A 26,837-nucleotide genomic window follows, 5' to 3' on the forward strand; every position below is an offset into this window, starting at 1 on the left:
GTCACCACATCCGACGGCGGGTGCCGACGAGGCCGAGGCCGGCGAGCGAGATGGTGAGGCCGAAGATCCCGGACCAGAAGAGCGAGCGGCGGACGTCGGTGGCGGCGTGCCCGGCCGGCGCGGCCTCGGTGAGTTCCTGCCGTCCGTCGGACTGACCGCCAGCGCCGGTACCAGCGCCAGCGCCAGCGGCCGGGTCGGCGCCAGCGGTCGGGTCGGTCGCTCCGACGCGTCCGTCGGGGACATCGGCGCCCAGCCAGCCGAATTCGTCGGTCGGCGGGCCGGAGTCGACCACGGTGATCTCCGGAGCCGGCACCGGAACGGCCAGCCGGGTGGACGACATCGCCGGGTCGCGGACCAGGACCACGATTGTGGTCACGGCCCCGAGGAGGGCGAGCAGTCCGAGAGCGTAGGTGATACGGGAGCGGTGGTGCCGCCGCACGGCGGGCTGATTGACCATGACCATCCCAGGCTCAGGGTCCTGGACGTGCGGTGGAACGTGCCGGGGTGGGCGTACCGATTCTATGGCGACGGCACGCCTACCCGCGGCGGTTCGGGCTGGTCAGCCGACTCTGACCGGCGTACGGCTGACCGGTCGTCGGGTCCGTACGGTGTGCGGGCGGGGCTCCGGTGCGGCCTGCACCTGTTGCAGCCCTTCCCGCTGTACGAAGATCGACCGGCGGTTGACGGCATCGCCGGCGGCGTTGAGCTCGTAGCCGTCGAGCCAGAGCCAACCGTCGTAGGTCGGCCAGTCGAGCACCCGGATGACCCGGAACATGATCGGCCTGAGGAACTGGACACTCGCCGCGCGAGTCACGTGCAGAACGTCACCGGAGCGGGGAAGCACATGGGCTCCTGGGGAGGGAGAGCCGGCGTCGTGCCGGCGGGTGACTGGTCTGGGATGTCTCGGCCCGGTGACGGGATCGCGCCTCGTGGACCGGTTGGTGCGTGGTGGTGGTCGGGCCGTACCCGCTGGTGGCGTGCCGCCACCCGACCATCACCTGACTGCTTCCCGGGGAACCGCGCCCACCGCCGCAGTCAGCTGGCTTGCAGCGGTGGGGTCATCACCCCGGCGCAGGTCTGTGTGGCGCCGGCAGGGCCCGCGTCTCGTTCGGCGGTCCGGGGTCGGTGGGGTCACCACTCCCGGAGATCGAATGGAGACGCTGAGTGATCCGTGCCATACGGACAGAGTGCATCAGCGACGTGCTTCATGCAAGTTGCACGTCGACTTTTGCCGATACGTGAGTTCGCCACGCAAAGCGGCGCTTGAAGCCATCCGCGTGTGGGCGGCACACTGGGGGCCGGTGTCGCCCGTCGCGGCCGGCCGATGACCGGCACCACCCCTCGTCGCGAACGCTCGCCGGTCGACGGTCGCGCCCCCGGTGAGCGCCAGTCAGTGGCGCGTCGACCGGAGGTAGCCCGAGAGTGGGGTCGAGCAACCAGCGGCGAGGACCAGAAACACCGAGGCCGCGCGATGAGTGAGCGGCGCAGTCCGACTATCCGACGGCGGCGGCTCGGTGCCGAGCTGCGCCGGCAGCGGGAGTCGGCCGGGATCACGATCGAGGTGGTCGCCGAGCAGTTGGAGTGCTCGGCGTCAAAGGTCTCCCGGATCGAGACGGGGCACACCACGGCCACGCCGCGCGACGTGCGGGACATGTTGAGGATCTACGGCGTCGTGGGGGCCGAGAGCGACGAACTTGTCCAGATCGCCCGGGAGGCGCGGCAGAAGGGCTGGTGGCACCCGTACAGCACGGTGCTGGTCGGCGCGTACGTCGGGCTGGAGGCGGCGGCGAGTTCCATTCGGGCGTACGAACAGCAGGTCGTTCCGGGCCTGTTGGAGACCGAGGAGTACGCCGGGGCGATGATCCGCGCCGCCCGTCCGGACTTCACCGCCGATCAGGTACACCAAAGAGTGCGTGTCCGTCTGGGCCGTCAGTCGTTGTTGACCCAGGACGATCCGGTCGATCTGTGGGTGGTGCTCGATGAGGCGGTGGTAAGTCGGCCGGTGGGCGGGGACGAGGTGATGCGTGGCCAACTCAGGCGGTTGGTCGAGGTTGCCGAGTTGCCGAACGTGACGCTCCAGATCCTCCCCTTCGAGGTGGGTGCGCACGCCGGCATGGACGGGACCTTCACGATCCTCAGTTTCCCCGAGCCCGGTGATCCGGATGTCGTGTACGCGGAGAACGCCACGGGTGGGCTCTTCCTCGAGAAGAGCGACGAACTGCAGAAGTACAGCTTCATCTTCGATCACATCCGCGCTGCGGCCATTCGTCCAGAGGAGTCCATCGCACACATCGCAAAACTGGCAGAGGAGCCGAGATGGCGACCAAGGGGTTCCCCGTGGACCTGACGCAGGCGACGTGGTTCAAGAGCTCGAAGAGCGGGCCGAACTGCGACAACTGCGTAGAGGTGGCGTACGTGACCGGGGCGGTCGGAGTGCGGGACTCGAAGGACAAGGCCGGCCCGGCCCTGGTCTTCGCTCCCGGCGACTGGCACGCCTTCGTCGCCGGCACCAGGGATGGTGTGTTGGGCTCGGTCTGACCGAGTGAGCAGTGCGGTCCCCGTCCGGTCTCGACCGGGCGGGGACCTTCCGTGTCCCCCAGCGCCGGCGACCCGGAGCGGGTGGCCTCGGCGAGGTTCCGCCGGGATTCCCGTCGCCACAGCGGGTCCGCTTCGTTGAACCCGTCGGTACGGCGCTTGTCGACGACCCGCCGCACCGACCCGCACCCGAGCGAGGTAGGCGAGACGGATGACGACTATCGGTTCAGAGAACCTCACCAACGGTCCGGGTAAGCCGGAGCGGTTCGGTGGTAAGTACCGCGGGGCACGTCGGGACACCGTACTGACCGAGGTGGTCTCGACCGACCAGGAGCTGAACGGGCGGGAGGTGGCGGCCCCGGAGGCGGGCGACGCGCCGCTCTCGCTGCCGTCGCTGGACCCGAACCCGCTGGTCGAGCCGTCGTTCCCGCCGACCGGCTGGCCGATGGAGCCCGCCGGGTCGCTTGCCGACCATCCGCTGCTGCGCGGGCTGCTGCTGGAGTTGCCGCCCAAGGGCAGCATCCCGCCGCCGGGCTGGCTGGACCGCTGGTTCGAGGCGACCCGGGCGATCCTCGAGCTGCTATACGTGCAGGGGTCCGGCCGCTCGCGCTGACCGCGACGCGGCGGGCTGAGCCCGCTCGGTGAGCCGGCTGTGCCGCAGCGCGTGTCGGACGCCGATGGTGGCCACCGCGAGGGCGCCGATGGTGATCGCCGGCCCGGTGACCCCGGGCTCGGCGCCGAGGTCCGCGCCGGCCGCCGCGATCACCGCAGGCATCGTCGCCAGCGCGGTCACCTGCAACGGCAACCCGACGAGCGGGTGCGCCGCGGCGGCGCGCAGCCCGTGCGGGGCGGGTGTCCCGGGCGCCGTGTCGAACGCGCCGGCACCGGCCCGCAGGCGGCGGATCCGTCGTACGGAGCAGACGGCCACCACGAGCGCCGGGCCGGTGGCGATCGTGAGCCCGGCGGCGGCCCGGTCGACAGCCGCGGTGCCGGCGCTGAACAGCCCTCCGACGGACACCGCCGCGACGAGCGCCACGCCTGTCAGCGCGAGCGCCAGCAACCATCCGGTACGTCGACGCAGCGCACGCGCGTCGCGCAGTCGGGGCAGCCGGTCGGCCAGGACCCCGGCGGCCAGCCAGATGGCGGCGACCGGCAACAGGATGGTGAGCTGACTCTCCATGTCGGAGAGTCTTTCCCGAATCGCCGCGCGGTACATCCGGGCCGGACCCTCGTTGACCCCGGAAGCCGAGCCCGTAGGGGACATCCCATCCGGGTGATGGATGTTTCGACATGTTTATCTGCCCGGCCTCATCGATCTACTCTCGGCTCGATCGGCATGCGTCGATCGGTCTGGTGCCGGTGGTCGCGCTTCGCCGCCGGTCGGAGGGAGGTAGGAAGATGGGTCTTCCACGCAGGTCCGTACTGGTCGGGGTGGCCGCCGCGACCGTGTTGGCCGTCGGCACTCCGGCCCTGGCCGCCGAGCCCGTCGGCGTGGTCCGGGAGGCCGGCGGCGCCACCGCCGTGCCGGACAGCTACATCGTCGTCCTCAAGGACACCGCCGTGGCCTCCGGCCGGGTCGGTGACGCCGCGCAGCGGCTGACCGGCCGGCACGGCGGACGGGTCGCCCACACCTACGGCACGGCGCTGCGTGGCTTCGAGGTCACCGTCAGCGCGAAGGCTGCGGCACGCATCGCCGCCGACCCGGCCGTCGCGTACGTCGAGCAGAACCACACCGTGTCGATCTCCGGAACGCAGGCCAACCCGCCCTCCTGGGGTCTGGACCGCATCGACCAGCGCAACCTGCCGCTGGACAGCTCCTACACCTACCCGAACACGGCGAGCAACGTGCACGCCTACATCATCGACACCGGCATCCGCTTCGCCCACAACGACTTCGGCGGCCGGGCCACCTCCGGCTACGACGCCGTGGACGGCGGGTCGGCCGACGACTGCAACGGGCACGGCACGCACGTCGCCGGCACCGTCGGCGGATCGTCGTACGGGGTGGCCAAGGGCGTCCAGCTCGTCGGCGTACGGGTGCTGAACTGCTCCGGCAGTGGCACCAACGCCGGTGTGATCGCCGGTGTCGACTGGGTCACCGCGAACGCGATCAAGCCGGCGGTGGCGAACATGAGCCTCGGCGGCGGCGCGAACAGCTCGCTGGACACCGCCGTCCGTAACTCGATCGCGTCCGGCGTGACGTACGGCCTCGCCGCCGGCAACGACAACGGCGCGAACGCCTGCAACACCTCGCCGGCGCGTACCACGGAGGCCATCACGGTCGGGTCGACGACCAGCTCGGACGCCCGTTCGTCGTTCTCCAACATCGGCACCTGCCTGGACATCTTCGCGCCGGGGTCGTCGATCACCTCGGCCTGGTACACGAGCAACACCGCGACCAACACCATCAGCGGCACCTCGATGGCCACTCCGCACGTGGTCGGTGCGGCGGCCCTGGTGGCAAGCGCCAACCCGAGCTGGACCCCGGCGCAGGTGCGCAACGAACTGGTGGCCAACGCGACCCCGAACGTGGTGAGCAACGCCGGCTCGGGCTCGCCGAACCTGTTGCTCTACGTCGGCAGCGGCGGCACCACCCCGCCCCCCACCGGCTGCACCGGCACCAACGGCACCGACGTGTCGATCCCGGACGCCGGTGCGGCGGTGACCAGCTCGATCACCATCTCCGGCTGTGGCCGCAACGCCTCGTCGGCCTCCACGGTGGCGGTCAACATCGTGCACACGTACCGCGGTGATCTGGTCATCGACCTGCTCGCCCCGGACGGCAGCGCGTACCGGCTGAAGAACAGCAGCACCTCGGACAGCGCCGACAACGTGAACACCACGTACACGGCGAACGTGTCCGGCGAGGCCGCCGACGGCATCTGGCGGCTCCAGGTGCGCGACACCTACTCGGCGGACACCGGCTACATCAACTCCTGGACCCTGACCGTCTGACCCGTCTCTGACGGCCGAGACCCCACCCGCGATGCCGGGTGGGGTCTCGTGTCGTACCGAAAAGGGGTCAGACCGCGAAGGTGGCCGGCCGCTCGGTGGCCGGGGCCGGCGGGCGGGCCTTCCACAGGCCGGTCTTCTGACCGGCGAGACGGGTCAGGTAGGCGGGGTTGAGGATCACGTAGCGGCGCCAGAGCCGCTTCGGCTCCAGACCGAGCCGCCAGAACCACTCCAGGCCGGCACGCTGCATCCACGGCGGGGGCTGGCGCAGCAACCCGGCGTGGTAGTCGAAGGCCGCGCCGACCGCCATCAGCGGCATGTCGAGCAGTGGGCGCATGGCGTACGTGAAGACCTCCTGGCGCGGGCAGCCGAGCCCGACCAGGACGAGTCGGGCACCGCTGGACCGGATCCGGTCGGCGATCTCGGCGTCCTCGCCGGGCTGGACCGCGCGGAACTTCGACGGCTCCACCCCGGCGATCTTCAGCGCCGGGAACATCCGCTCCAGCGCCGGGATGAGCTTGGCAAGCGTCTCCTCGGTCGAGCCGTACAGGTAGACCGGCAGCCCCTCGTCGGCGAAGCGGGAGAGCACGTGCAGGGTGAGCGTCGGCCCGTAGACACGGTCGGTGAGCCCGGCGTGGTGCAGCAGGTTGAGCGCCCAGCGCACCGGCTGCCCGTCCGGGGTGACCACGTCGAAGGAGTTGAGCCGGGCGTTGTGCGCCGGGTCCAGCACGCCCGTCATCACGCCGTGCACGGCCAACGCGGTGAGCGCGAGTGGCCGCCGCTCGTGCGCAGCGGTCACCACCGCGTCGGTCGCCGTGGCGTAGTCGGTGGCGTCGACGAGGACGCCGAGCACGTTGCGCTTGGTCCTGGCCGTCATGGCTGCGGCACCCACTTGTCCACGTTGGCCTCGTAGATCTCCCGCAGGATCATCGGCACGTCGTACGTGATCTTCCACTCCGGGTACTGCTCCTCGAACCGGGCCATGCTGCTCACGTACCACTGGTGGTCGCCGGTGCGGTTCTGCTCGACGTAGTTGATCTGCGCCTCGCGGCCGGTGATCTCCTGGGCGACCGCGAACGCCTCGATGTGCGACGTGTTGGAGTGCCGGCCGCCGCCCAGGTTGTAGACCTCGGCGGAGCGGGGCGCCCGGAAGAACGCCTCGAACGCGGTAAGCACGTCGTGCGAGTGGATCGCGTCGCGGACCATCTTGCCCTTGTAGCCGAACAGGTTGTACGTCCGGCCCTCCATGACGCAGCGCATCAGGTAGGCCAGGAACCCGTGCAGCTCGGCGGCCGAGTGGGCCGGCCCGGTCAGGGTGCCGCCCCGGAAACAGGCGGTCTTCATGTCGAAGTAACGGCCGTACTCCTGCACCATCACGTCCGCGGCGACCTTGGATGCGCCGAAGACCGAGTGCAGCGAGTGGTCGATCGACATCTCCTCGGTGATGCCCCGGTACCAGCGGTGGTCCTCGGGCAGCTCGTACCGGGTCTCCAGCTCGATCAGCGGCAGGCTGTTGGGCCGGTCGCCGTAGACCTTGTTTGTCGAGCAGTGGATGAACGGCGCGTCGATCGCGTGGCGGCGGGTGTTCTCAAGGATGTTGAGCGTGCCGCCGGCGTTCACGTCGAAGTCCGTGTACGGCTCCTTGGCCGCCCAGTCGTGGCTCGGCTGCGCGGCGCTGTGGATCACCACGGCGATGTCCGAGCCGTACTTCTTGAACACCTGCTCCAGGCCGTCCCGGTCCCGGATGTCCACCGGGTAGTGGGTGTAGGAGTTGCCCAGGTCACGGCCGAGCCGTTCCAGGCTCCACGAGGTGGAGCCGTCCTCGCCGAAGAAGTACCGACGCATGTCGTTGTCGATGCCGACGACGTCCAGACCGAGGCCGGCGAAGTGCCGGACCGCCTCGGAGCCGATCAGACCGCCCGACCCGGTCACCAACGCGACACTCACACGCCACTCCTGGTCCATCGGAGGCAGAAACCATCGGAGCATAGCGTGACGCCCGGCACGCCCCGATATGACGGAAGGGCCCCGCATTTAGCGGAGCCCTCGTCTTTTGGTGGGGATGGGGGGAGTTGAACCCCCACGCCCTTTCGGGCACACGGACCTGAACCGTGCGCGTCTGCCATTCCGCCACATCCCCGTGGCACGACCCGGGACACTCTAGCTGCCCCGGCCCCGTTGTCTCCAACAGGCCCCGGGAATACTACGCTGTCCCAGTCGCTCGCCACGAGCGGTTACCGTTCGTGGCGGACGAAAGATTAGCACGGCGTTCCAGGTCCTTCCGAACGGGCCGGGAGCGGCCGGCCGAGCGGCGTGTGAGCTGCGCGCGCGCCGGCCGGATACCATCATGTCCTCGGGACCCGAGGAGGAGCCGGTGAGCGTGCTGCAACGCTTCGAGAAGCGTCTGGAAGGCCTGGTCGAAGGGGCCTTCGCCAAGGTCTTCAAAGGGGTGGTCCACCCCGTGGAGATCCTCAACGCCATGCAGCGGGAGGCCGAGGCGCACAAGGCGATCCTGGCCGGTGGGCGCACGTTGGTGCCCAACCGCTACGTGATCGATCTCTCGCCGTTCGACCACAGTCGTCTGGCGCCGTACGCCGCCGCGCTGGCCCAGGAGCTGGCCCAGTCGCAGGCGGAGTTCATCGGCGAGCAGGCCTGGACGGTCTACGGCGATGTGATCGTCGAGATCGAGCGGGGCGAGGGCCTGGACACGGGGATGTTCCGGGTCACCGCCGAGGTCTACACCGGTGGCGAGGTCGCCCCCGTGTCGGCGCCCGGCTACGACGCCGGCCCGCCCGCGTACCCCGCGTACGACCAGGGTGGCGGCTATGGGCCGCCGCCTGGGCACGGTGGCGGCCGCAACGTGCGGCTGGTCTCCGGTGACGGACGCACCTACCCGCTCCAGATGGGGTCGACGGTGATCGGTCGCGGCGACCAGGCGAACCTGCGCCTGCCCGACGTCGGCATCTCCCGGCGACACGCCCGGCTGGATTTCGACGGCGGCCAGGTTGTGCTGACCGATCTGGGCTCCACCAACGGCACCATGGTCAACGGGCAGCGGGTCTCCGCCGTCGCCCTCAACCCGGGTGACATGGTCCAGCTCGGCACCACGACGCTGACCTTCCGCGTGGACGGCTGAGCCGCCTTGCCGGCACTGGTCATCACCGTTGCCCGGTTCGGGTTCCTGATCCTGCTGTGGATCTTCGTGTTCACCGTGGTCGGCGTGATCCGCCGGGATCTCTTCGCGGGGGCCCGGTCCGGTCGCCTGGTGGCGGCACCACGCGCGGTTGGCGCCTCGACGGGGCAGGCGGCCAAACCGGCGAAGGTGAAGCGGGGCAGGGCTGCCCACCAGTTGGTGGTCACCGCAGGTCAGCTGGCCGGCACCCGCATCACCCTCGGTGAAGCGCAGATCACCATCGGTCGTGCCGAGGACTCCACCCTGGTCATCACCGACGACTACGCCTCCGCGCGACACGCGAGACTCGTGCCGCGCGAGGGTCAGTGGTTCGTCGAGGACCTCGGCTCAACTAACGGCACGTACCTAGATCGCGCTAAGGTCACCGGACCAACCCCCGTACCCCTCGGCGTGCCGATCCGGATCGGCCGCACTTCCCTCGAATTACGGCCATGACTCTGACCCTGCGCTATGCGGCCCACAGCGACCGCGGTCTGATCCGTGACGGCAATCAAGACTCCGTCTACGCCGGGCCGCGGCTACTCGCCGTTGCCGACGGCATGGGCGGCATGGCCGCCGGTGACGTCGCCAGCAACATCGTCATCGGTGCCATGGCGCCGCTCGACGAGGACGTCCCAGGGGACGCTCTCGTCGACGCGTTGCGTTCGGCCGTGGGCACCGCCAACCAACAGCTCCGCGACACGGTGGACGCCAACCCGCAGTTGGAGGGGATGGGCACCACGCTGACGGCGACCCTCTTCACCGGCAGCAAGCTGGGGATGGTCCACATCGGCGACTCGCGGGCCTATCTGCAGCGCAACGGTGAGTTCTCCCAGATCACCAAGGACGACACGTACGTCCAGATGCTCGTCGACGAGGGCCGGATCAGCGCCGAGGAGGCCAGCAGCCACCCGCAGCGGTCGCTGCTGACCCGAGCCCTCGACGGCCGTGACATCGACCCGGAGTACTCGGTACGCCAGGTGCTGCCCGGCGACCGGTACCTGATCTGCAGCGACGGCCTCTCCGGCGTGGTGAGCGCCGAGACCATCGGCGAGACCCTGCGGGAGTACACCGATCCGCAGCAGTGCGTCGAGCGGTTGGTGCAGCTCGCGCTGCGCGGCGGCGGTCCGGACAACATCACCGTGATCATCGCCGATGCCACCGACCACGACATCGTCGAGGCGACCCCGATCGTCGGCGGCGCCGCCGCCCGGGACCGGGGCATGGCCACGTCCGCCGACGACTCGACCCCGGCCGCGCGGGCCTCGGCGCTCTCCGCGCCGCGCCCCGCCGTGCCCGAGGAGCCGGCTGCCGCCGACGACGAGCCGGAGCGCCGCAAGCACCATCCGGTACGCACCACAGCCATGGCGCTCGCCCTCCTGGTGATCATCGGCGGCGGGCTCTTCGCCGGCTGGACGTACACCCAACGCCAGTACTACGTGGGCGCCACCGAGGAGGGGCAGGTCGCCGTCTTCCGTGGCATCCAGGGGCAGATCGCCGGGATGGACCTCTCGACTGTGCACCGCACCAGCGGCACTCGGCTGGACGACCTCACAGTCGCCGCTCAGGACACCGTCAAGGTCGGCATCCGGGCCAAGAACGAGCCGGATGCCGAGCGCCAGCTCGCCGAGCTGACAAGCGACACCCCGAGCAACCCCAACCTGAAGCCCGTCTGCCCGCCCGACTCGGGCGCGCTGGTCGGCACGCCGACGCCCACCCCGACGGCGACCCCGGCCGGGACGTCCCCGACGCCCAACGTCAGCCCCAGCCCCGGCGGATCGGTGAACGGGGTCGTCAGCGCGAGCCCGAGCAACGCGGCCACCACCGGCGGGACCGATCCGACCACCACACCCGACGCCACGCCCTCCGACTCGGCACCGCCGGCGCTCGACCCGGCCGGCTGCCGGTCTCCCGAGTGAGCGTCGGCTGAGATCCCAAGGACTCCACCCGTGACCGTAGCGGCCACACCGGCACCCTCGCCCGCCACCACGGGCGGGGAGTCCGGCGTACGCCTGGCCCGCTCCCGACGGAACGCCGAGCTGTCCCTGCTGCTGCTGGCCATGGTGTTGGTGGCGGCGTACATGGCGACCGTCGAGGCGAACCTTCTGGACACGGTCACCCCGGATTTCTGGATGCCCGCTGCCGCCCTCGGCGCGGTCTTCCTCGGCCTGCACCTGGTCATCCGGTTCCTCGCCCCGTTCGCCGACCCGGCTCTGCTGCCGGCGGTGGCCCTGCTCAACGGTCTCGGAGTGGGCTTCCTGCGCCGGATCGACCTGGGCGAGGCCGCACCTGTCGACCGGGAGGACCTGGCGACCTTCGCCGGTATCGGCGGCCGGCAGCTCGCGTGGACGCTCGCCGCGGTGATCCTCGCCGCGGGCCTGCTCGCCATCATGCGTGACCACCGCTCGGTCTCCCGGTACGCGTACACCCTGGGGCTTGCCGGCATCGTGCTGGTGATGCTCCCGGCGGTGCTGCCCCGCAGCATCTCCGAGATCAACGGTGCCAAGCTGTGGATCCGGGTCGGCGGCTTCTCACTGCAGCCGGGTGAGTTCGCCAAGCTGGCGCTGCTTGTCTTCTTCGCCTACTACCTGGTGCGCAAGCGTGAGGTGCTCTCACTGGCCAGCCGGCGGTTCCTCGGCATCGACTTTCCACGTGGGCGGGACCTCGGTCCGGTGGTCGTGGTCTGGCTGATCAGCCTCCTGGTGCTGGTCTTCGAGAAGGACCTGGGCACCTCGCTGCTCTACTTCGGCATGTTCGTGGTGACGCTCTACATCGCCACCGAACGGGTCAGTTGGCTGCTGATCGGTCTGCTCCTCTTCTTCGGCGGCGCCTACCTGGCGTACGTCCTCGGCTCGACGGTCGGCGGACCGTTCGCCAACTTCTACCTGCGCGCGGAGATCTGGCTGGACCCGTTCGCCGACCCCACCGACAAGGGCTACCAGCTCGTCCAGGGGCTGCTGGCCCTCGGCACGGGAGGGCTCTTCGGCGCCGGGCCGGGCGGCGGTCAGCCGGACATCCTGCCCGAGGTGCAGAACGACTTCATCTTCGCCGGCATCGGCGAGGAGATCGGCCTGTTCGGTCTCTCCGCGCTGCTGGTGGTCTACCTGCTGATCGTGGAGCGGGGTCTGCGCGCCGCGCTCGCGGTCCGTGACTCGTTCGGCAAGCTGCTCGCCGGTGGTCTCGCCTTCACCCTGGGCCTGCAGGTCTTCGTGATCGTCGGCGGCATCAGCAAGCTCATCCCGCTGACCGGCCAGACCACCCCGTTCCTGTCCGCCGGTGGTTCGTCGCTGATGGCGAACTGGCTGCTCATCGCGGTCCTGTTGCGCGTCTCCGACGGGGCACGGCGACCGGTGACGGGCAGTTCCGGCAAGGCGAGCCGGCCGTCGGGCGGCCCGCCCGAGCAGTTGCACGGTGCTCCCACGGAGGTGATCAAGCCGTGAACGCACCCCTGCGCCGCGTCGGCATCGTCGTCATGGTCCTGTTCGGTCTGCTCTTCGCGAACCTCAACTGGATCCAGGCGTACAAGGCGGATGAATACCGCACCAGTGACTACAACGGTCGGGTCCAGGTCGCCGACTACAAGCGCAAGCGCGGCAACATCGAGGCCGGCGGCACGGCGGTGGCCACCAGCAAGGAGACCACCGGCAAGCTGAAGTTCCAGCGCAGCTACCCGGGTGGCGCCAAGTACGCGCACGTGCTCGGCTACAAGCCGGTCAACCTGGCCGACACCGGCATCGAGCAGGTGGAGAACGACTTCCTGGCCGGCACCAGCGACCAGTTGATCGGTGACCGGTTCAAGGACATGTTCACGGGCGACGAGACGGGCGGCGGCAACGTGCTGCTCACGCTCTCGAAGCGGGCGCAGGACGTGGCGTACGACCAGATGCGCAACAACCAGGTGGATGCGAAGCGCGGTGCGGCGATCGCCATCGACCCGCGGACCGGTGCCGTGCAGGCCCTGGTGTCGATGCCCAGTTTCGACCCGAACCCGCTGGTCAGCCACAACACGACCGAGGCCGCGGCGGAGATCAACAAGCTGGAGCAGAACCCGGACGGCCCGCTGAAGAACCGCGCGCTCTCCGAGACGCTGCCCCCGGGCTCCACCTTCAAGATCGTGGTCGCCGCGGCGGCGCTGGAGAACGGCGTCACCAAGACGACCCCGATCCCGGCCGGCTCCAGCTACACCCCGCCCACCTCGGGCACCCCGATCCGCAACGCCGTCGCGTCGATCTGCCCCGAGCCGCAGGTCACCCTGCTGGAGGCGGTCACCGAGTCGTGCAACACCGGTTTCGCGCAGCTCGGCGTGCGGCTCGGCGCCGACAAGGTCAAGGAGAAGGCCCGGCAGTTCGGCTTCGAGCAGGAGGACCTCACGGTCGGCCAGCTCGGCGAGGGCGGTCTGCGGACGGCGGCCAGCCGGACCGGCGACATGCTGAACCCGGACGGCAGCCCCGACCCGGCCGCGCTGGCCCAGTCCTCGATCGGCCAGAACAACGTCCGGATGACCCCGTTGCAGGGCGCGATGATCGCCGGGTCGATCGCCAACGGTGGCAGCCAGATGCGGCCGTACCTGGTCCGGCAACTCCTCGCCCCGGACCGGACCACCAGCTACTACACCGCGAAGCCGCGGGAGCTGCGCCAGCCGGTCAGTGGCCAGACCGCCAGCGACCTGCGCGACATGATGGTCAGCGTGGTCCAGAAGGGCACCGGCCAGAAGGCGGCGATCAGCGGCTACACGGTCGGCGGCAAGACGGGCACCGCGCAGTCCGCCCCGGACCGGCCCGACCACGGCTGGTTCATCGGCTTCGCCCTGGACAAGAACGGCAACCCCGTCTCCGCCGTCTGTGTCGTGCTGGAGCAGGCCGGCAGCGGCGGCAGCGCCGAGGCGGCCCGGATCGGCGGCCAGATCATGCGGGCCGCCATCGCCGATCCCGGGGGCCGCTGACATGCTCAGCCCCGGCGTCCAGCTCGGCAACCGCTACCGTCTCGACGAGCGGATCGCCAGCGGCGGCATGGGCGACGTCTGGCGCGGCACCGACCAGGTGCTCGGCCGGACTGTCGCGGTCAAGAGCCTGCTCCCCGCGCTGCTCGACGACCCCGACTTCGCCGAGCGGTTCCGCGGCGAGGCCCGGACCATGGCGACGATCAACCACCCAGGCGTGGTGGACGTCTACGACTTCGGCAACGACCAGCAGATCGCCTTCCTGGTCATGGAGTACGTCGAGGGCGACGCCCTGTCGTCCACGCTGAGCCGGGTCGGTCGACTGACCCCGGCCCGGACGATGGCGCTTGTCGCGCAGGCCGCCGACGCGCTGCACGCCGCCCACGAGAAGGGCATCGTGCACCGCGACGTGAAGCCGGGCAACCTGCTGGTCCGGCCGAACGGCACGCTTGTGCTCACCGACTTCGGCATCGCCCGCTCCGACATCGTCGGCCAGCTCACCGCCGCCGGTTCGGTGCTCGGCACCGCCTCGTACATCTCCCCGGAGCAGGCAACCGGTCAGGTGGCCACCCCGGCGTCCGACGTGTACGCGCTCGGCGTGGTCGCCTACCAGTGCCTCGCCGGGCGGCGACCGTTCGAGGGCGACAACCCGCTCGACATCGCCATGCGGCACGTCCGGGAGACGCCCCGGCCGCTGCCGTCCGACATCCCGCCGCAGGTCCGGGCAGTGGTGGAACGCGCGCTGGCCAAGGATCCGGCCGCCCGCTGGCCGAGCGCCGCAGCCCTCGCCGGAGTGGCCCGCCAGCTCAAGGCCGCGCTGTCCCAGCAGGCCCGGGCCGGCGGTAACTCCGGCCCGGTCTCCGGTGCGCCGTCCTCACCCGCCGCTCCCGGCCGGGCCCAGGTGCCGCAGGCGCAGCAGCTCCGCCCGCCGGGCGCCCCGCACCGGCAGCCCCCCGTCGGGCAGCGCCCGACGGCTGTCGCGCCGGCCCAGCAGCCCCGCCCCACCGCGGTCGCGCCGGCAGTACCGCAAGCGCGACCGCAGGCCGGCCCGGCCAGCTACCCGCGCGGCGCCGCATCGGTGCCGCCGACGCAGACCCGGCAGGAACACCCGCAGGCGTACGCCCGGCAGGCCGGCCCGGCGCAACCGGCGCCCGAGCCCCGCCGGTCCCGACCCGGGATGGTGCTCCTCGCCGTCCTGCTGGCCTTGCTGGTCCTGCTCTGCTCCGGCGTGATTTCCTACAACCTGCGGAAGGGCCAGAACGGTGCGGCCGGGACGCCGGCTGTACAGACCGTGACGTCCGGCGCGCTGCGGCTCGACGGACGCGACGATGCGACCCGGACGTCGTACCGTCGTGAGGTACGACTCCGACCGGGTGACGGCGGGACGACGACGAGCGAAGGACGAGAGACGCGATGACAGCGCAGGCCCGCCTGCTCGGTGGCAGGTACCAGGTCGGCGAGCTGCTCGGCTATGGCGGCATGGCCGAGGTGCACCGCGGTCGCGACCTCCGGCTCGGTCGGGACGTCGCGATCAAGATGCTCCGCACCGACCTCGCCCGGGACGCGACCTTCCAGATGCGGTTCCGCCGGGAGGCACAGAACGCCGCCTCCCTCAACCACCCGGCGATCGTTGCGGTCTACGACACCGGCGAGGAGACCGCGCCGACCGGCGAGACGCTGCCGTTCATCGTCATGGAGTTCGTCAACGGGCGGACGTTGAAGGAGGTCCTCGGGGCCGAGGGCCGTTTGCAGCCCCGCCGTGCGCTGGAGATCTGCGCCGACATGTGCGCGGCGCTTGAGTTCAGCCACCGGCACGGCATCATCCACCGGGACATCAAGCCGGGCAACGTCATGCTCACCCAGACCGGCCAGGTCAAGGTGATGGACTTCGGCATCGCCCGCGCGCTTGCCAGCGGCGCGACCACCATGACGCAGACCAGCGCGGTGATCGGGACGGCCCAGTACCTGTCGCCGGAGCAGGCGCGCGGCGAGGCCGTGGACGCCCGCTCCGACGTGTACGCGGCCGGCTGCGTGCTCTTCGAGCTGGTCTGCGGGCACCCGCCGTTCGTCGGGGACAGCCCGGTCAGCGTCGCGTACCAGCACGTGCGGGAGACTCCGCCGACGCCGAGCGACATCAACCCGGACGTCACTCCGGCGGTCGACGCGATCGTGCTCAAGGCGCTGTCGAAGAACCCGCTCAACCGCTACCAGAGCGCCGGCGAGATGCGGGCCGACCTGCTGCGCGCCGCCGCCGGCCGGCCGGTGCTCGCCACTCCGGTGCTGCGCGAGGCGGAGACGGTGGCGATGGCCCCGGCCGGCGGCGGTGGCGGCTACCCGCCCGCCGCCACCGGGCCGCAGACCCGGCAGATCCCGGCCCGGGTCGGCGACCCGCGCCAGCGCAAGGCGTCCTCCTGGCTGATCGCCCTGTTCAGCGCGGTAGGCGTGCTGGCCGTGATCGCCCTGGTCGCCGCCCTGATGTGGAGCCAGCAGCAGGACAAGGACCTGAAGTCGGTCCCCACCCTCGCCGGAAAGACGCGGGACGCCGCGTTCACCGAGATCAGCAAAGCTGGCTTCAATCCGGTGGTCGGCGACCCGGTGCTGAACAGCACCTGCGCCGAGGGCACCGTGGTCGGCCAGAACCCGCAGCCGAACGCCCGCCTGAAGCAGGCCAGCACGGTCACCATCCAGCTCTGCGGCGGCAAGCCCGACGTGGCTGTCCCGCCCGGCCTCGAGGGCAGCAAGGAAGAGAGCGCAGTCGCTCGCCTCGCGGAGGTCAAGCTCGGTGCCACGATCAAGCCGGTCGACAGCCCGGAGAGCGAGGGCATCGTCGTCAAGGTCAACCCGCCGTCGGGCCAGAAGGTGCCCGAGGGAACGAAGGTGACCCTCGAGGTGTCGAAGGGCAACGTCCGTGAGGTGCCGGACGTCGTCGGGCTGAGCGTGGACGAGGCCACGCGCACCCTGCGCAACGCCGGCTTCGTGGTGAGCGTCCAGAATGGCCCCGAGGTGCCGGCGGCGCAGGCCGGCAAGGTCACCGACCAGAGCCCGAACGGCAAGGAGAAGAAGCCGAGCGGCACCAAGGTGACCATCAAGGTGAGCCAGGCGGAGGAGGTCGAGGAGACGCCCAGCCCGTCGGTGACGCCGACGCCGACGCCGAGCGGCACGCCGACGACGCCGGGTAGCGGTGGTGGCTCCGGCCAGCCGATCTTCCCGCCGCCGGTCCGGCTTCCCGAGGAGTAGTCGTCCGCTCCTGGATGCGGGGCCTCCGGAAGGGCTCCGCCGCCGACCGTCCGAGGACGAGCCGGTGGCGACGGCATCTGCTGCGCGGGGTGATCCTGGGCGTGGTCGTGCTTGTGCTGTGCAGTGTCCCGTGGCTCTGGACGACGATTGGCGCGCGCGGGCACACGTACGGCGAGGCGGACGCTCCGATCGCGGACGTCGTGATCGTCCTGGGTACCGCGGTGGCTGCGGACGGGCGGCAACCGGGCGAGCGGCTCGTCGGCCGGCTGGAGACCGCTGCCGAGCTGGTGCGTACCGGGCGGGCGCGGGTGGTGCTGGTCTCCGGCGACGGGGGCGGCACGTCCGGCGACGAGCCGACAGTGATGACCGCGTACCTGACCGAGAAGCTCGGCGTGGATCCGCGTCGGGTGGTGGCGGACCCGTTCGGCCTGGACACGTACGACAGTTGCGCCCGCGCGAGTGAGGTGTACGGCGTCGAGCGGGCTCTGGTCGTGACGCAGTCCTATCACCTGTCCCGGGCGGTGACGCTCTGTCGACACCTCGGCCTCGACGTCGACGGGGTGGCCGCTCGGTGCGATGGTTGCGGGTCGGGCCTGCTCGCGCGGAAGGCCGCCCGCGACTACTTCGCCAGCGGCAAGGCCGCCTGGGACGCTTTCCGGGGCCGGCCGCCCGCGGTCCGGTCCTCGGTGAACCCCTCAGTGCGGGACGCGCTGAGGAGCTGACCGGTCGGGGCGGGTCTGGACGAGACAGTCCTGACTCAAGACGGGGCTGGGCTGGGGTGGGGCTGCGGGTAAGGGCGGTGGCCATCGGCTGTGGCTGCCCGCCGTGTCGATGTGCTGGCGAGCGGTATACCTCAGAGGTATGAATATGACTCTGAGGTATATCGCTCACGACCGCATCCGCACCCACGGAAGTGACCGACTGTCACCTCCGGCCGCCGGCTGCGCCCACCGCCGAGGCCAGGGTCAGGAATTACTCGTCTAGGTGGTGGCGAAGGCGGCCCGGCGGCGGGCGTCGACCTCGGCGGCCAGCGCCGGGGCTCGCTCCAGCGCCTCCGGGTGACCGCAACCGGCCAGCCAGTTCGCCAGCATCAGGTGGCCGCCCTCGGTGAGCACCGACTCCGGGTGGAACTGCACGCCCTCAATGGGCAGCGTCCGGTGCCGCATCGCCATCACCACGCCGGAGCCGGTCCAGCCGGTGACCTCCAGCTCGTCGGGCAGCGTCTCGGGGAGCACGGCCAGCGAGTGGTAGCGGGTGGCGGTGAACGGGTCGGGCAGGCCGGCGAGCACGCCTACCGAGTAGTGGCGTACCTCGGAGGTCTTGCCGTGCAGCAACTCGGCGGCCCGGGTCACGGTCGCCCCGAACGCCTCGCCGATGGCCTGGTGGCCGAGGCAGACGCCGAAGATCGGCAGCTCGCCCGCGTACTCCCGGATGACGTCCAGGCAGATGCCGGCCCGGTCCGGGCTGCCCGGCCCGGGTGAGAGCAGGATGCCCGCCGCGCCCACCCGGCCGACCTCGGCTACGTCGATCTCGTCGTTGCGGCGGACGTCGCAATCCACGCCGAGCTGGCCCAGGTACTGCACGAGGTTGAAGACGAACGAGTCGTAGTTGTCGATCACCAGAACGCGCACTGTCACCTGCTCGGGGAGGGCGGCGGGGTGTTGTTCTGGTCGGTGTCGTACGGCAGGTCGTGCTCGTCGCCTGCAGGTGTCTCCCCGGTCACGGCATCCCCGCCGGCCGGCTCGCCGGGAACGCCGGAGTCCTGGGTGACCTGCACGTCGTCGAAGGGCAGCAGCGGCTCGGCCCACGGGAAGGCCACGTACCAGAGCAGGGCCACCGTCGCGGCCGCCAGCAGCACCGAACCGGCCAGCTTGCCGGCCAGCCCGAACGGGAGCTTGCGCCAGATGAACGAGTACACCGGGTCAGCCCTCCAGCTCGATCGGGCGGCCCGCCGACTTGGCCTCTGCGTGGTCCAGCTCGGCGTGGATGATCAGGCGCTGGTAGTTGTCCCACTTGGGGTTGCAGGTGGTGAGCGTCAGCATCCGCTTGGTGGGCTTCTTGTCCGGCTCGCCGGGCACCGGGGCAACCACCTCGACCTGGGTCGGCTTGACGATCCGGGTCTGCGACACCCGGTAGACGAACCACTCGGTCTTGCCCTCGACGACAATCGCGTCGCCCACGTTCAGCTCGTCCAGCCGCCAGAACGTGGCCCGGTTGCGGTGGCCGGCGACGGAGAAGTTGCCGACCTGGCCGGGCAGCACGCTTGTCGGGTAGTGACCCGGGGCGTACCTGATGTCGTCCTGGGTGACGCCCTCGACCACCACCCAGTTCTTGTCGAGCTTGGGGATGTAGAGGCCCGCGATCGGTTTGCCGTGCACCGGTGGGGACGGCTTGACGCTCGGGGTGGCCGACGGGGCGACAGTGGGGTCGGTCGCGCCGCCCCACTCCTGGGCGAGTTCGCTGTTGAGGTCGTTCTGGTGGGCGTCGACGATTGCCGACTTGCCCCAGACCTCGTAGCCGGCGAAGAGCAGCACCACCAGGCCGAAGGTGATCAGCACCTCGCCGGTGACCCGGACACCGGCGCGCAGCCGGGAGCCGAACGACGGGCGGGTCAGCTCCGAGTAGACGCTCTTGTAGCCCTCGCCCGTCTGGTGCGGCCGGAGCTGGACCACCCGCTCGCCCCGACGGGGTCGGGGTGGTTCGGCGGCGCCGTCGTCCGCGCCGGCGGGCTCGTCCGGCGTCGCCGTACGGGGGACGGCGCCCATCAGCGCCGTGGAGTCCATGGCCGGAGGCCTGGGTGCCGGCCCGGACGGTACGGCGGGGATGAGCGCGGTGGCGTTCGGGTCGGCGGGGCGGCCCGGCCCGGCCGGAGAGACCGGGGCGCCCGACGCGCTGGTCGGGCGTGCGGGCCCCGCACCGACCTTCGGGATGAACGCGGTCGGCGCATCGCCGCCGGACGGAGGCGAGGAACCGGGGCGAGTCGAGGCGCCGGCCGGGGTCGATGCGCCGGACGCCACGGGCCGGCCGGAGTCACCGGGACCCGTCTGTCGGGCAGAAGTGCCCGCAGCGCTGCCGGGCCCGGTCGGTGCGCCGAACGGGCCGCTGGCGGCCGCCGGGCGGGTCGGTGCGGTGCCGGGCGCCGGGACGCGCGTGGGGTCGTCACCCGGGGCGGCCGGCCGGACCGGCCCCTGCGTGGGGGGTGTGGTCGGCCGGCTGGGAGCGGCGGCGGAGGGCTGGCCGAACCCGCCCTGCGGAGCCGAGCCGGTCGCCGCGGTGCCGGGCCAGGGAGGCGGTGCTGCCGGGCCCGGGTGGCCCGGAGCGCGCTGTGGGTCGGGTCGCGCGGCGCTGGGCGGGGCAGGCTGGTCGGTGCGTGGGGCGGGGCCTGGACGGCCCACCTGCGGCGGGGCGGACCGGTCGGCCGGGCGCGGGCCGGCGGCGCTCGGCGGTTCGGGAGCTGCCGCCGGACGCGGTGCCCGTGGCCTGCTGGGCAGCACGGGCTCGGGCCAGTTGCCGGTCGGGGCCCGGCCCGGAGTCGGCTCGGGTCGGCCCGGAGTCGGCTCAGGTCGGTTCGGAGTCGGCTCAGGTCGGTTCGGAGTCGGCTCGGGTCGGTCGACCTTGGGCAGGAACGCGGTCGGGTCGTCGGCCTGGTCCCGGTGCCGCCCGTCGCGGCGCTCGTCCGGGCCGGTCACCTGGGCACCGTCGCCGAGCGCAGCGTCGTCGAGTCTTCGAAGGCGGGGACGGTCACGGTGGAGACGGACTCCTTGTAGCCGAGTTGGTAGTCATCGACTGCGTCCTTGAACAACCGGACTCCCTCAGAGCTGGCGAGGGCCTGCTGAAGAGCAGCGGGGTCGCCGATTGCTACGATCTTGAACGGTGGGGAGTACACCCGACCGTGGAGCAGCAGGGTGTTACCGACGCAGCGTACCGCGCTGGTTGCGAGCACGCGGACGTTCATGATTGACATGGCCTTCGCCCCACCCGCCCAGAGTGCGTTGACCACCGCCTGCACGTCGCCCTGGTGCACGACCAGGTCGTCGTTTGTGGCGTCGGAGTGGGCCTCGTCGTCGTGTTGGGGCGCGTCGTTCAGCTCGACAGTCACGGCCGTGCCGGTGACGGCGGTGAACCCGGCCGCTTTGAGGCTGCCCTGGGCGCGGGCCTGCTGGGCCTTGATCGGGGCGTCCGAGTCGGCAAGTGTGTTGGTGCGTCGCTCGACCTCGTCGCGGAGGGTGGCAGCGCGGCCCTCGCTCGCGGCCACCTGCTGCTCGCGCTCCTCGATGAGCTGGTTGAGCTGGGGCCGCCGGTCCTCGCGAAGAGCGGTGCCGCCCGCCGTGGTCGCGGTGGTGGTGAAGAGCAGCCCCGCCGCGGCGGCGATCAGGGGCACCCCGATCGACCAGCCTGGCCGGCGTTGGCGTGGCCGCCGGGGCAGCAGCCCGGCGACGGCCCGTCGGAGGACCTTCTGCCAGGAGGCGGCGCCGGATGTGTACTCCACCGAGCGTTCCTTCCGCGTGTCGGGGACTGGTGCGTGCCGGCCGGGCCGGTGATGCGAACAGTCCCGCCCTTTTCGGTCACTCCATGTACCTGCCTGACCCCATTCGTGGTCCAGGCGGCCGTTCGGGACTACGCTAGCTGTCGAACATTATTGGCCATGAACCGTCGCCTCCGCGTCCGGTTGTCAGGCCGGACGAGGTCGTCACCCCCTCTGGAGAGCGCCGTGCCCAAGTCTCAGGTCCGCAAGAAGAAGGTGTACACCCCGCCGACGGACGTCCGTCCGACGACGACGGCGGCGTCGCGCAAGCCTAGCCCGGTGTGGCTGCCGATCACCGCGGTCGCCCTGATCGTCGCGGGCATCGGCTGGCTGGTCGTCTACTACCTCTCCGAGCAGGAGTACCCGGTCGCCTCGTGGCAGTACTGGAACCTCGCGGTGGGCTTCGGCGCGATGGTCGCGTCGCTGGTGCTGCTCTCCCGCTGGCGCTGAGCCTGGTCCGGGCGTCGCCACACCTGTGGGCCGGCGCCCGCCACACCGGAGGATCCAGGTCACCCCACCACGCCCCTGCCCGGCAGGACCGGGCCGGGCACCCTATGGTGTCCGCAGGCAGCGTGGCCTACTGCGAGATGACTCACGTTACTGCTGGGTAACCTTGCGCGTAGGCTGCACTGCATGACCGAGCGGAGCGAGGTCATCGACCGGTCCGGTCGCAGGTGTGGCAGCGGCGCGACGCCGGCTCCGTCCTGCCCCGGTCCCGGTTGCTGAACCGCTCGACAGCCAGCAGACCGGGGAGGCCAACTCGATGGGCAGCGTCCAGATCGTCACCACGATCCTCGCGGCCGGCATCACCGCCGTGGCGGTGTGGCTGGCGGTGCGCGCGGTCATGAAGATGACGGCCGTCATCCGGTTGGGGCAACCCGCTCCGGAGCGGTTCGCCGACAAGGGCGCCCGCACGAAGAAGATGCTTGTGGAGACCGCCGGCCACACCCGGATGCTCAAGTGGGGCGTGGTGGGTGCCGCCCACTGGTTCGTGATGGTCGGCTTCATCGTGCTGTCGCTGCTGGTGCTCGAGGCGTACTTCGAGGTGGCGACCACCGACGGCGGGTTGCCGATCATCGGGCACTGGACGATCTTCGGTCTGGTCACCGAGATCATCGGGGTGTTGGGCCTGGTCGGCATCCTGGTGCTGATGGCGATCCGGCTCCGCAACCGGCCGACCCGCCCCGGCGGCCGGTCCCGGTTCACCGGCTCGACGATGTGGCAGGGCTACTTCGTCGAGTGGATCGTGCTGCTGGTCCTGATCTTCGGGTTCGTGATCCGGGGCTTCAAGGTCGCCACTGACCACTTCGAGTTCCCGTTCTGGGCCACCCCGGTCAGCCACGCCGTCGGCGCGGTGCTGCCGGACTGGGCGGACGGGGTCAGCGTCGCGGCCGCCATCAAGATCATCATTTCGATGACCTGGCTGATCGTCATCTCGCTGAACGTCACCATGGGTGTGGCCTGGCACCGGTTCCTGGCGTTTCCCAACATCTTCTTCAAGCGCGAGCCGACCAAGCCGGCCGGCTCCGGTCTCGGCGCGCTGCGCCCGATGACGAGCCAGGGCAAGCCGCTCGACTTCGAGGAGGCCGACCCGGAGAAGGACCAGTTCGGTGTCGCCCAGGTCGAGCAGTTCACCTGGAAGGGCCTGCTGGACTTCAGCACCTGCACCGAGTGTGGCCGCTGCCAGTCGCAGTGCCCGGCCTGGAACACCGGCAAGCCGCTGTCGCCCAAGCTGCTCGTGCTCAGCCTGCGTGACCACGCGTACGCCAAGGCGCCCTATCTGCTGGCCGGCGGCGGCAAGGACCTGACCGGCGAGGAGAAGGCCACCGCCGCGCAGCTCGCCCACCTGGACGTGCTGGCCCTCGCGGAGGCCGACAAGCCGCTGATCGGCACCGCCGAGGAGGGCGGGGTCATCGACCCGGACGTCCTCTGGTCCTGCACCACCTGTGGCGCCTGCGTCGAGCAGTGCCCGGTGGACATCGAGCACGTCGACCACATTGTCGACATGCGGCGCTACCAGGTGCTTATCGAGTCGAGCTTCCCCTCCGAGGCCGGCGTCATGCTGCGCAACCTGGAGAACAAGGGCAACCCGTGGGGCGCCCCGCAGAACACCCGCGAGGACTGGACCAAGGGCCTGGACTTCGAGGTGCCCCGGGTGGGTGAGGTCGACGACTTCGAGTACCTGTTCTGGGTCGGCTGCGCAGGCGCGTTCGAGGACCGGGCCAAGAAGACCACCCGCGCGGTGGCCACCCTGCTCAACGAGGCCGGCGTGAGCTTCGCGATCCTGGGCGAGGGCGAGACCTGCTCCGGCGACCCGGCGCGACGGATCGGCAACGAGTTCGTCTTCCAGATGCTCGCCCAGCAGAACGTGGAGACGCTGAACGAGGCGTTCGAGGGCCGGGAGAAGGCCAAGCGCAAGATCGTCGCGACCTGCCCGCACTGCTTCAACACCCTGGGCAACGAGTACGGCCAGCTCGGCGGCGAGTTCGAGGTGGTCCACCACACCCAACTGCTGGCCCACCTGGTGTCCACCGGCAAGCTGACGCCGGTGCAGCCCGTCGACGGCGGCGTCACGTACCACGACCCCTGCTACCTGGGCCGGCACAACCGGGTCTTCGCCGCCCCGCGTGAGGTCCTCGGCGACGCCATCGAGGGCGAGATCACCGAGATGCCGCGCAACAGCGAGCGCTCCTTCTGCTGCGGTGCCGGCGGCGCCCGCATGTGGATGGAGGAGAAGATCGGCAAGCGGATCAACGTGGACCGGGTCGAGGAGGCCATGGCCACCGGGGCGAAGACCGTCGCCGTCGGTTGCCCGTTCTGCTCGACGATGCTGAACGACGGGGTCAACGGAAAGGGCGCCGGCGAGCAGGTCGAGGTGATCGACGTGGCGAGCGTGCTGCTGCGCTCGGTCAAGCCGGAGCAGCCGCGGGGCGACAAGGAGTCCGCGCCGGTCGCCGGCTGAGGCGTACCCCGAAAATCATCGGACGGCGGCGGCGCCCACGGGGTGCCGCCGCGCCCGACCGCCCCGGCCCTCGCGGACCCGGCGTGGCACAATCGCGCCGAGGTGAGGCGACATCGACGGCCTGCTCTTGACCACGCTGCTGCCACTGGTCGGCTTCGTTGCGCTGACCGCAGGCAACGCGTTCTTCGTCGCGGCCGAATTCGCCCTGGTCACGGTCGACCGAGCGGAGATCGACCGCCGGGCCGCCGCCGGCGACGAGGCCGCCCTGAGGGTCCGCGCCGCGCTGCGCGAGCTGTCCTTTCAGCTCTCCGGCGCGCAGCTCGGAATCACCATCACCGCGCTGCTCACCGGCTACCTGGCCGAGCCGGCCCTGGCCCGGATCTTCACCCCGCTGCTGCGCCCGGTGGCCGGGGAGAGCACCGAGCGTTTCACCCCGTTCCTGGCGCTGGCCCTGGCCACGCTCATCTCGATGCTCTTCGGTGAGTTGGTGCCCAAGAACGCGGCGCTGGCCCAGCCGATGCCCGCCGCGCTGGCCACCGCCGGGCCGATGCACACCTTCTCGCGGACGTTCGGCTGGGTGATCCGGGGCCTGAACGGCTCGGCGAACCGGCTGGTCCGGGCGCTCGGGGTGGAGCCGCAGGAGGAGCTGGCCAGCGCCCGATCACCGGAGGAGCTGGGTCTGCTGGCCGCCATCTCGGCCCGCGCGGGCGCGCTGCCCACGGACACGGCGATGCTGCTGCGGCGCACCATCCGGTTCGGCGACAAACGGGCGGCCGAGGCGATGACCCCGCGGGTGGACGTGGTCGCGCTGCGCGCCACCGCCACCGTGGCCGAGCTGCTCGAAGAGTCCCGGCGGACCGGACGGACCCGCTTCCCGGTGTACGAGGAGACCCTGGACCTGGTCACCGGTGTGGCAGGTGTGCCGGACGCGCTGGGCGTGCCGCTGGCGGCGCGCGCGTCGACATGTGTCGCCTCGGTGGCCCGGGAGCCGGTGTACGTGCCGGAGAGCCTGGACCTGGACGGCGTGCTGGCGGCGTTGAAGGCGGCCGGGGCGGACCTGGCCATCGTGGTCGACGAGTACGGCGGCACGGACGGCGTGGTGACGATCGAGGACCTCGTCGAGGAGCTGGTCGGAGAGATCGCCGACGAGTTCGACACGGCCAGCGTGGACGACACCGGGCCGGTCGAGCTGACCGTGCCGGGTGGGGAGCGCACAGTGCTTGTCGACGGGGTGCTGCGCTCCGACGAGCTGGCCGAGCAGACGGGCTTCCGGCTGCCCGAGGGGCCGTACGAGACGTTGGCCGGCTTCCTGCTGGCGCGGCTGGGGCACATCCCGCTGGCCGGCGAGGTGGTCGAGGCGGACGGCTGGGAGTTCACTGTGGTGGAGGTGGAGCGGCACCGGATCGAGCAGGTCCGGGTGCTGCGCCCGGCGGAGCCGGACACCGATGACTGAGCTGCTGGTGACCGTGCTGCTGCTGCTCGGCAACGGGTTCTTCGTGGGCAGCGAGTTCGCGCTCATCGCGTCCCGGCGGACGGTGATCGAGCCGCTGGCCGCCGGCTCGAAGCGGGCCCGCTGGGCGCTGTCGGCGATGAACCAGATACCGCTGATGATCGCCGGTGCGCAGCTCGGCATCACTGTCTGCTCGCTGGGCCTCGGCGCGATCGCCGAGCCGGCGCTGGCTCATCTGCTGGAGTCGCCGTTCCACGCCGTCGGCCTGCCCGAGCGTGCGGTGCACCCGGTGGCGTTCGTGCTCGCGCTCGGCGTCGTCGTCTTCCTGCACACGGTTGTCGGCGAGATGGTGCCGAAGAACATCACGCTCGCCGGTCCGGAGGTCTCCGCCCTCTGGCTGGGCCCGGCCATGCTGGCGTTCTGCGTGGCGACCAAGCCGTTGCTGCTGGCGATGAAGTGGGCGGCCCGCCGAGTGCTGGCACTCTGGCGGATCGAGGCGACCGAGGCCGTGAAGACGGTGTTCACGGCCGAGGAGTTGGCCGGGCTGGTGTCGCAGGCGCGTACCGAGGGGCTGCTCGACGCCGAGGAGCACGCCCGGATCACCGGGGCGCTGGCCCTGCACACCCGGACGGCCGCTGACGCGTTGCAGCCGTGGTCGACTGTGGTCACGGTGGCCGAGGACGTCTCACCGGCGTCGCTGGAGGTGCTGGCGACCAGGACCGGCCGGTCCCGGTTCCCGGTGGTGCAGCGGTCCACCCGGCGCGTCCTGGGCTTCGTGCACGTCAAGGACGTGCTCGGCTATGCCGGGCAGGGTCGCCGGGCGCCGGTGCCGGCCCAGGTGTACCGGCCGCTGGCGGTGGTGCCGCCGGAACGTACGCTTGCCGATCTGCTGTTGGCCATGCGTCGCGAACGGCGACACATGGTGCTGGTCAGCGACGGGCGGCGTCCGCTCGGTGTGGTCACGCTCGATGACGTATTGACCGCAATCGTTGGTTAATAAAACAACACCCTTGGTGTGCAAGCGGTTGCGCCACAGTGATGGTGACTCGGCTCGCCTTGATTCCG

At 71.0% G+C, this 26,837-nt stretch carries 25 protein-coding genes and 1 tRNA gene; 16 read left to right on the top strand and 10 right to left on the bottom strand.

What is annotated here, in order from left to right:
* Window position 1 precedes the first annotated feature (1 nt).
* Together OOJ91_RS21555 and OOJ91_RS21560 are read right to left on the bottom strand one after the other, a co-directional pair.
* Window positions 2–463, bottom strand: coding sequence for a hypothetical protein (locus OOJ91_RS21555; RefSeq protein ID WP_266247607.1), 462 nt, complete (start codon window positions 461–463; stop codon window positions 2–4).
* A 96-nt stretch (window positions 464–559) separates the two neighbouring features.
* On the bottom strand, window positions 560–844 hold the full coding sequence (locus tag OOJ91_RS21560; protein ID WP_139586807.1) for a hypothetical protein: 285 nt from the start codon (window positions 842–844) through the stop codon (window positions 560–562).
* A gap of 627 nt (window positions 845–1,471) precedes the next feature.
* On the opposite strand from OOJ91_RS21560, the gene OOJ91_RS21565 reads away from it, so the two are divergent.
* The 3 genes from OOJ91_RS21565 (at window position 1,472) to OOJ91_RS21575 (ending at window position 3,148) form a co-directional block, all read left to right on the top strand.
* The gene (locus tag OOJ91_RS21565) at window positions 1,472–2,347 is read left to right on the top strand and encodes a helix-turn-helix domain-containing protein (protein ID WP_007454110.1); all 876 of its coding nucleotides are present in this window, start codon (window positions 1,472–1,474) and stop codon (window positions 2,345–2,347) included.
* On the top strand, window positions 2,317–2,538 hold the full coding sequence (locus OOJ91_RS21570) for a DUF397 domain-containing protein (protein ID WP_007454112.1): 222 nt from the start codon (window positions 2,317–2,319) through the stop codon (window positions 2,536–2,538). Before OOJ91_RS21565 ends, OOJ91_RS21570 begins: the two co-directional genes overlap by 31 nt.
* A gap of 208 nt (window positions 2,539–2,746) precedes the next feature.
* The gene (locus OOJ91_RS21575; RefSeq protein WP_007454114.1) at window positions 2,747–3,148 is read left to right on the top strand and encodes a hypothetical protein; all 402 of its coding nucleotides are present in this window, start codon (window positions 2,747–2,749) and stop codon (window positions 3,146–3,148) included.
* Here OOJ91_RS21575 and OOJ91_RS21580 read toward each other — a convergent pair.
* Complete coding sequence (locus OOJ91_RS21580) at window positions 3,116–3,715, bottom strand: hypothetical protein (RefSeq protein ID WP_266247616.1); 600 nt, start codon at window positions 3,713–3,715, stop codon at window positions 3,116–3,118. The two genes, OOJ91_RS21575 and OOJ91_RS21580, sit on opposite strands and share 33 nt — an antisense overlap.
* A gap of 218 nt (window positions 3,716–3,933) precedes the next feature.
* On the opposite strand from OOJ91_RS21580, the gene OOJ91_RS21585 reads away from it, so the two are divergent.
* Window positions 3,934–5,490, top strand: a complete 1,557-nt coding sequence (locus OOJ91_RS21585) for a S8 family peptidase (protein ID WP_266247617.1) — start codon at window positions 3,934–3,936, stop codon at window positions 5,488–5,490.
* Window positions 5,491–5,557: 67 nt separating this feature from the next.
* On the opposite strand, the gene OOJ91_RS21590 is transcribed toward OOJ91_RS21585, so the two are convergent.
* From OOJ91_RS21590 to OOJ91_RS21600, 3 genes are all read right to left on the bottom strand, one after another.
* Window positions 5,558–6,364: a WecB/TagA/CpsF family glycosyltransferase gene (locus OOJ91_RS21590; RefSeq protein ID WP_266247620.1), complete on the bottom strand. Its 807-nt coding sequence runs from the start codon at window positions 6,362–6,364 to the stop codon at window positions 5,558–5,560.
* Entirely contained in the window at window positions 6,361–7,476 is a 1,116-nt protein-coding gene (locus OOJ91_RS21595) for an NAD-dependent epimerase/dehydratase family protein (protein ID WP_266247623.1), read from the bottom strand. The genes OOJ91_RS21590 and OOJ91_RS21595 overlap by 4 nt, the downstream gene beginning before the upstream one ends.
* Window positions 7,477–7,541: 65 nt before the next feature.
* Window positions 7,542–7,627, bottom strand: a tRNA-Leu gene (locus OOJ91_RS21600).
* Window positions 7,628–7,834: 207 nt separating this feature from the next.
* On the opposite strand from OOJ91_RS21600, the gene OOJ91_RS21605 reads away from it, so the two are divergent.
* The 8 genes from OOJ91_RS21605 to OOJ91_RS21640 are packed head-to-tail and all read left to right on the top strand — an operon-like array spanning window position 7,835 to window position 17,557.
* The gene (locus OOJ91_RS21605; protein ID WP_007454122.1) at window positions 7,835–8,623 is read left to right on the top strand and encodes an FhaA domain-containing protein; all 789 of its coding nucleotides are present in this window, start codon (window positions 7,835–7,837) and stop codon (window positions 8,621–8,623) included.
* Between the two features lie 6 nt (window positions 8,624–8,629).
* Entirely contained in the window at window positions 8,630–9,115 is a 486-nt protein-coding gene (locus OOJ91_RS21610; protein ID WP_007454124.1) for an FHA domain-containing protein FhaB/FipA, read from the top strand.
* Entirely contained in the window at window positions 9,112–10,578 is a 1,467-nt protein-coding gene (locus OOJ91_RS21615) for a protein phosphatase 2C domain-containing protein (protein ID WP_266247629.1), read from the top strand. Before OOJ91_RS21610 ends, OOJ91_RS21615 begins: the two co-directional genes overlap by 4 nt.
* A gap of 30 nt (window positions 10,579–10,608) precedes the next feature.
* The gene (locus OOJ91_RS21620; RefSeq protein ID WP_266247631.1) at window positions 10,609–12,099 is read left to right on the top strand and encodes an FtsW/RodA/SpoVE family cell cycle protein; all 1,491 of its coding nucleotides are present in this window, start codon (window positions 10,609–10,611) and stop codon (window positions 12,097–12,099) included.
* Window positions 12,096–13,601: a peptidoglycan D,D-transpeptidase FtsI family protein gene (locus OOJ91_RS21625; protein ID WP_266247633.1), complete on the top strand. Its 1,506-nt coding sequence runs from the start codon at window positions 12,096–12,098 to the stop codon at window positions 13,599–13,601. Before OOJ91_RS21620 ends, OOJ91_RS21625 begins: the two co-directional genes overlap by 4 nt.
* 1 nt (window position 13,602) lies before the next feature.
* Entirely contained in the window at window positions 13,603–15,015 is a 1,413-nt protein-coding gene (locus tag OOJ91_RS21630; protein ID WP_266247635.1) for a serine/threonine-protein kinase, read from the top strand.
* Window positions 15,012–16,835, top strand: coding sequence for a Stk1 family PASTA domain-containing Ser/Thr kinase (gene pknB, locus OOJ91_RS21635; protein ID WP_266247636.1), 1,824 nt, complete (start codon window positions 15,012–15,014; stop codon window positions 16,833–16,835). The genes OOJ91_RS21630 and pknB overlap by 4 nt, the downstream gene beginning before the upstream one ends.
* Before the next feature lie 14 nt (window positions 16,836–16,849).
* Entirely contained in the window at window positions 16,850–17,557 is a 708-nt protein-coding gene (locus OOJ91_RS21640) for a SanA/YdcF family protein (protein WP_266247637.1), read from the top strand.
* 258 nt (window positions 17,558–17,815) lie between these two features.
* On the opposite strand, the gene OOJ91_RS21645 is transcribed toward OOJ91_RS21640, so the two are convergent.
* The 4 genes from OOJ91_RS21645 to OOJ91_RS21660 all read right to left on the bottom strand — a co-directional run bounded on the left by OOJ91_RS21645 (window position 17,816) and on the right by OOJ91_RS21660 (window position 21,324).
* Window positions 17,816–18,466, bottom strand: a complete 651-nt coding sequence (locus OOJ91_RS21645) for an aminodeoxychorismate/anthranilate synthase component II (RefSeq protein WP_266247638.1) — start codon at window positions 18,464–18,466, stop codon at window positions 17,816–17,818.
* A 2-nt stretch (window positions 18,467–18,468) separates the two neighbouring features.
* Window positions 18,469–18,753 (bottom strand): hypothetical protein, encoded by a 285-nt coding sequence (locus OOJ91_RS21650; RefSeq protein ID WP_266247640.1) that lies wholly within the window; start codon window positions 18,751–18,753, stop codon window positions 18,469–18,471.
* A 4-nt stretch (window positions 18,754–18,757) separates the two neighbouring features.
* Window positions 18,758–20,230 carry a class E sortase gene (locus OOJ91_RS21655; RefSeq protein WP_439117125.1) on the bottom strand — a complete coding sequence of 491 codons (1,473 nt, stop codon included), beginning with the start codon at window positions 20,228–20,230 and terminating at the stop codon, window positions 18,758–18,760.
* 290 nt (window positions 20,231–20,520) lie between these two features.
* Window positions 20,521–21,324: a DUF881 domain-containing protein gene (locus OOJ91_RS21660; protein ID WP_266247644.1), complete on the bottom strand. Its 804-nt coding sequence runs from the start codon at window positions 21,322–21,324 to the stop codon at window positions 20,521–20,523.
* A 222-nt stretch (window positions 21,325–21,546) separates the two neighbouring features.
* Between OOJ91_RS21660 and OOJ91_RS21665 the strand changes: the two genes are divergently transcribed.
* From OOJ91_RS21665 to OOJ91_RS21680, 4 genes are all read left to right on the top strand, one after another.
* Complete coding sequence (locus OOJ91_RS21665; RefSeq protein ID WP_007454145.1) at window positions 21,547–21,810, top strand: cell division protein CrgA; 264 nt, start codon at window positions 21,547–21,549, stop codon at window positions 21,808–21,810.
* A 313-nt stretch (window positions 21,811–22,123) separates the two neighbouring features.
* Window positions 22,124–24,322 (top strand): (Fe-S)-binding protein, encoded by a 2,199-nt coding sequence (locus OOJ91_RS21670; protein WP_266247646.1) that lies wholly within the window; start codon window positions 22,124–22,126, stop codon window positions 24,320–24,322.
* 127 nt (window positions 24,323–24,449) lie between these two features.
* Complete coding sequence (locus tag OOJ91_RS21675) at window positions 24,450–25,775, top strand: hemolysin family protein (protein WP_266247648.1); 1,326 nt, start codon at window positions 24,450–24,452, stop codon at window positions 25,773–25,775.
* Window positions 25,768–26,769, top strand: a complete 1,002-nt coding sequence (locus OOJ91_RS21680; RefSeq protein ID WP_266247651.1) for a hemolysin family protein — start codon at window positions 25,768–25,770, stop codon at window positions 26,767–26,769. The genes OOJ91_RS21675 and OOJ91_RS21680 overlap by 8 nt, the downstream gene beginning before the upstream one ends.
* Window positions 26,770–26,837 lie beyond the last annotated feature (68 nt).

Origin of the sequence: Micromonospora lupini (assembly GCF_026342015.1) — a bacterium.
GTDB lineage: Bacteria > Actinomycetota > Actinomycetes > Mycobacteriales > Micromonosporaceae > Micromonospora > Micromonospora lupini_B.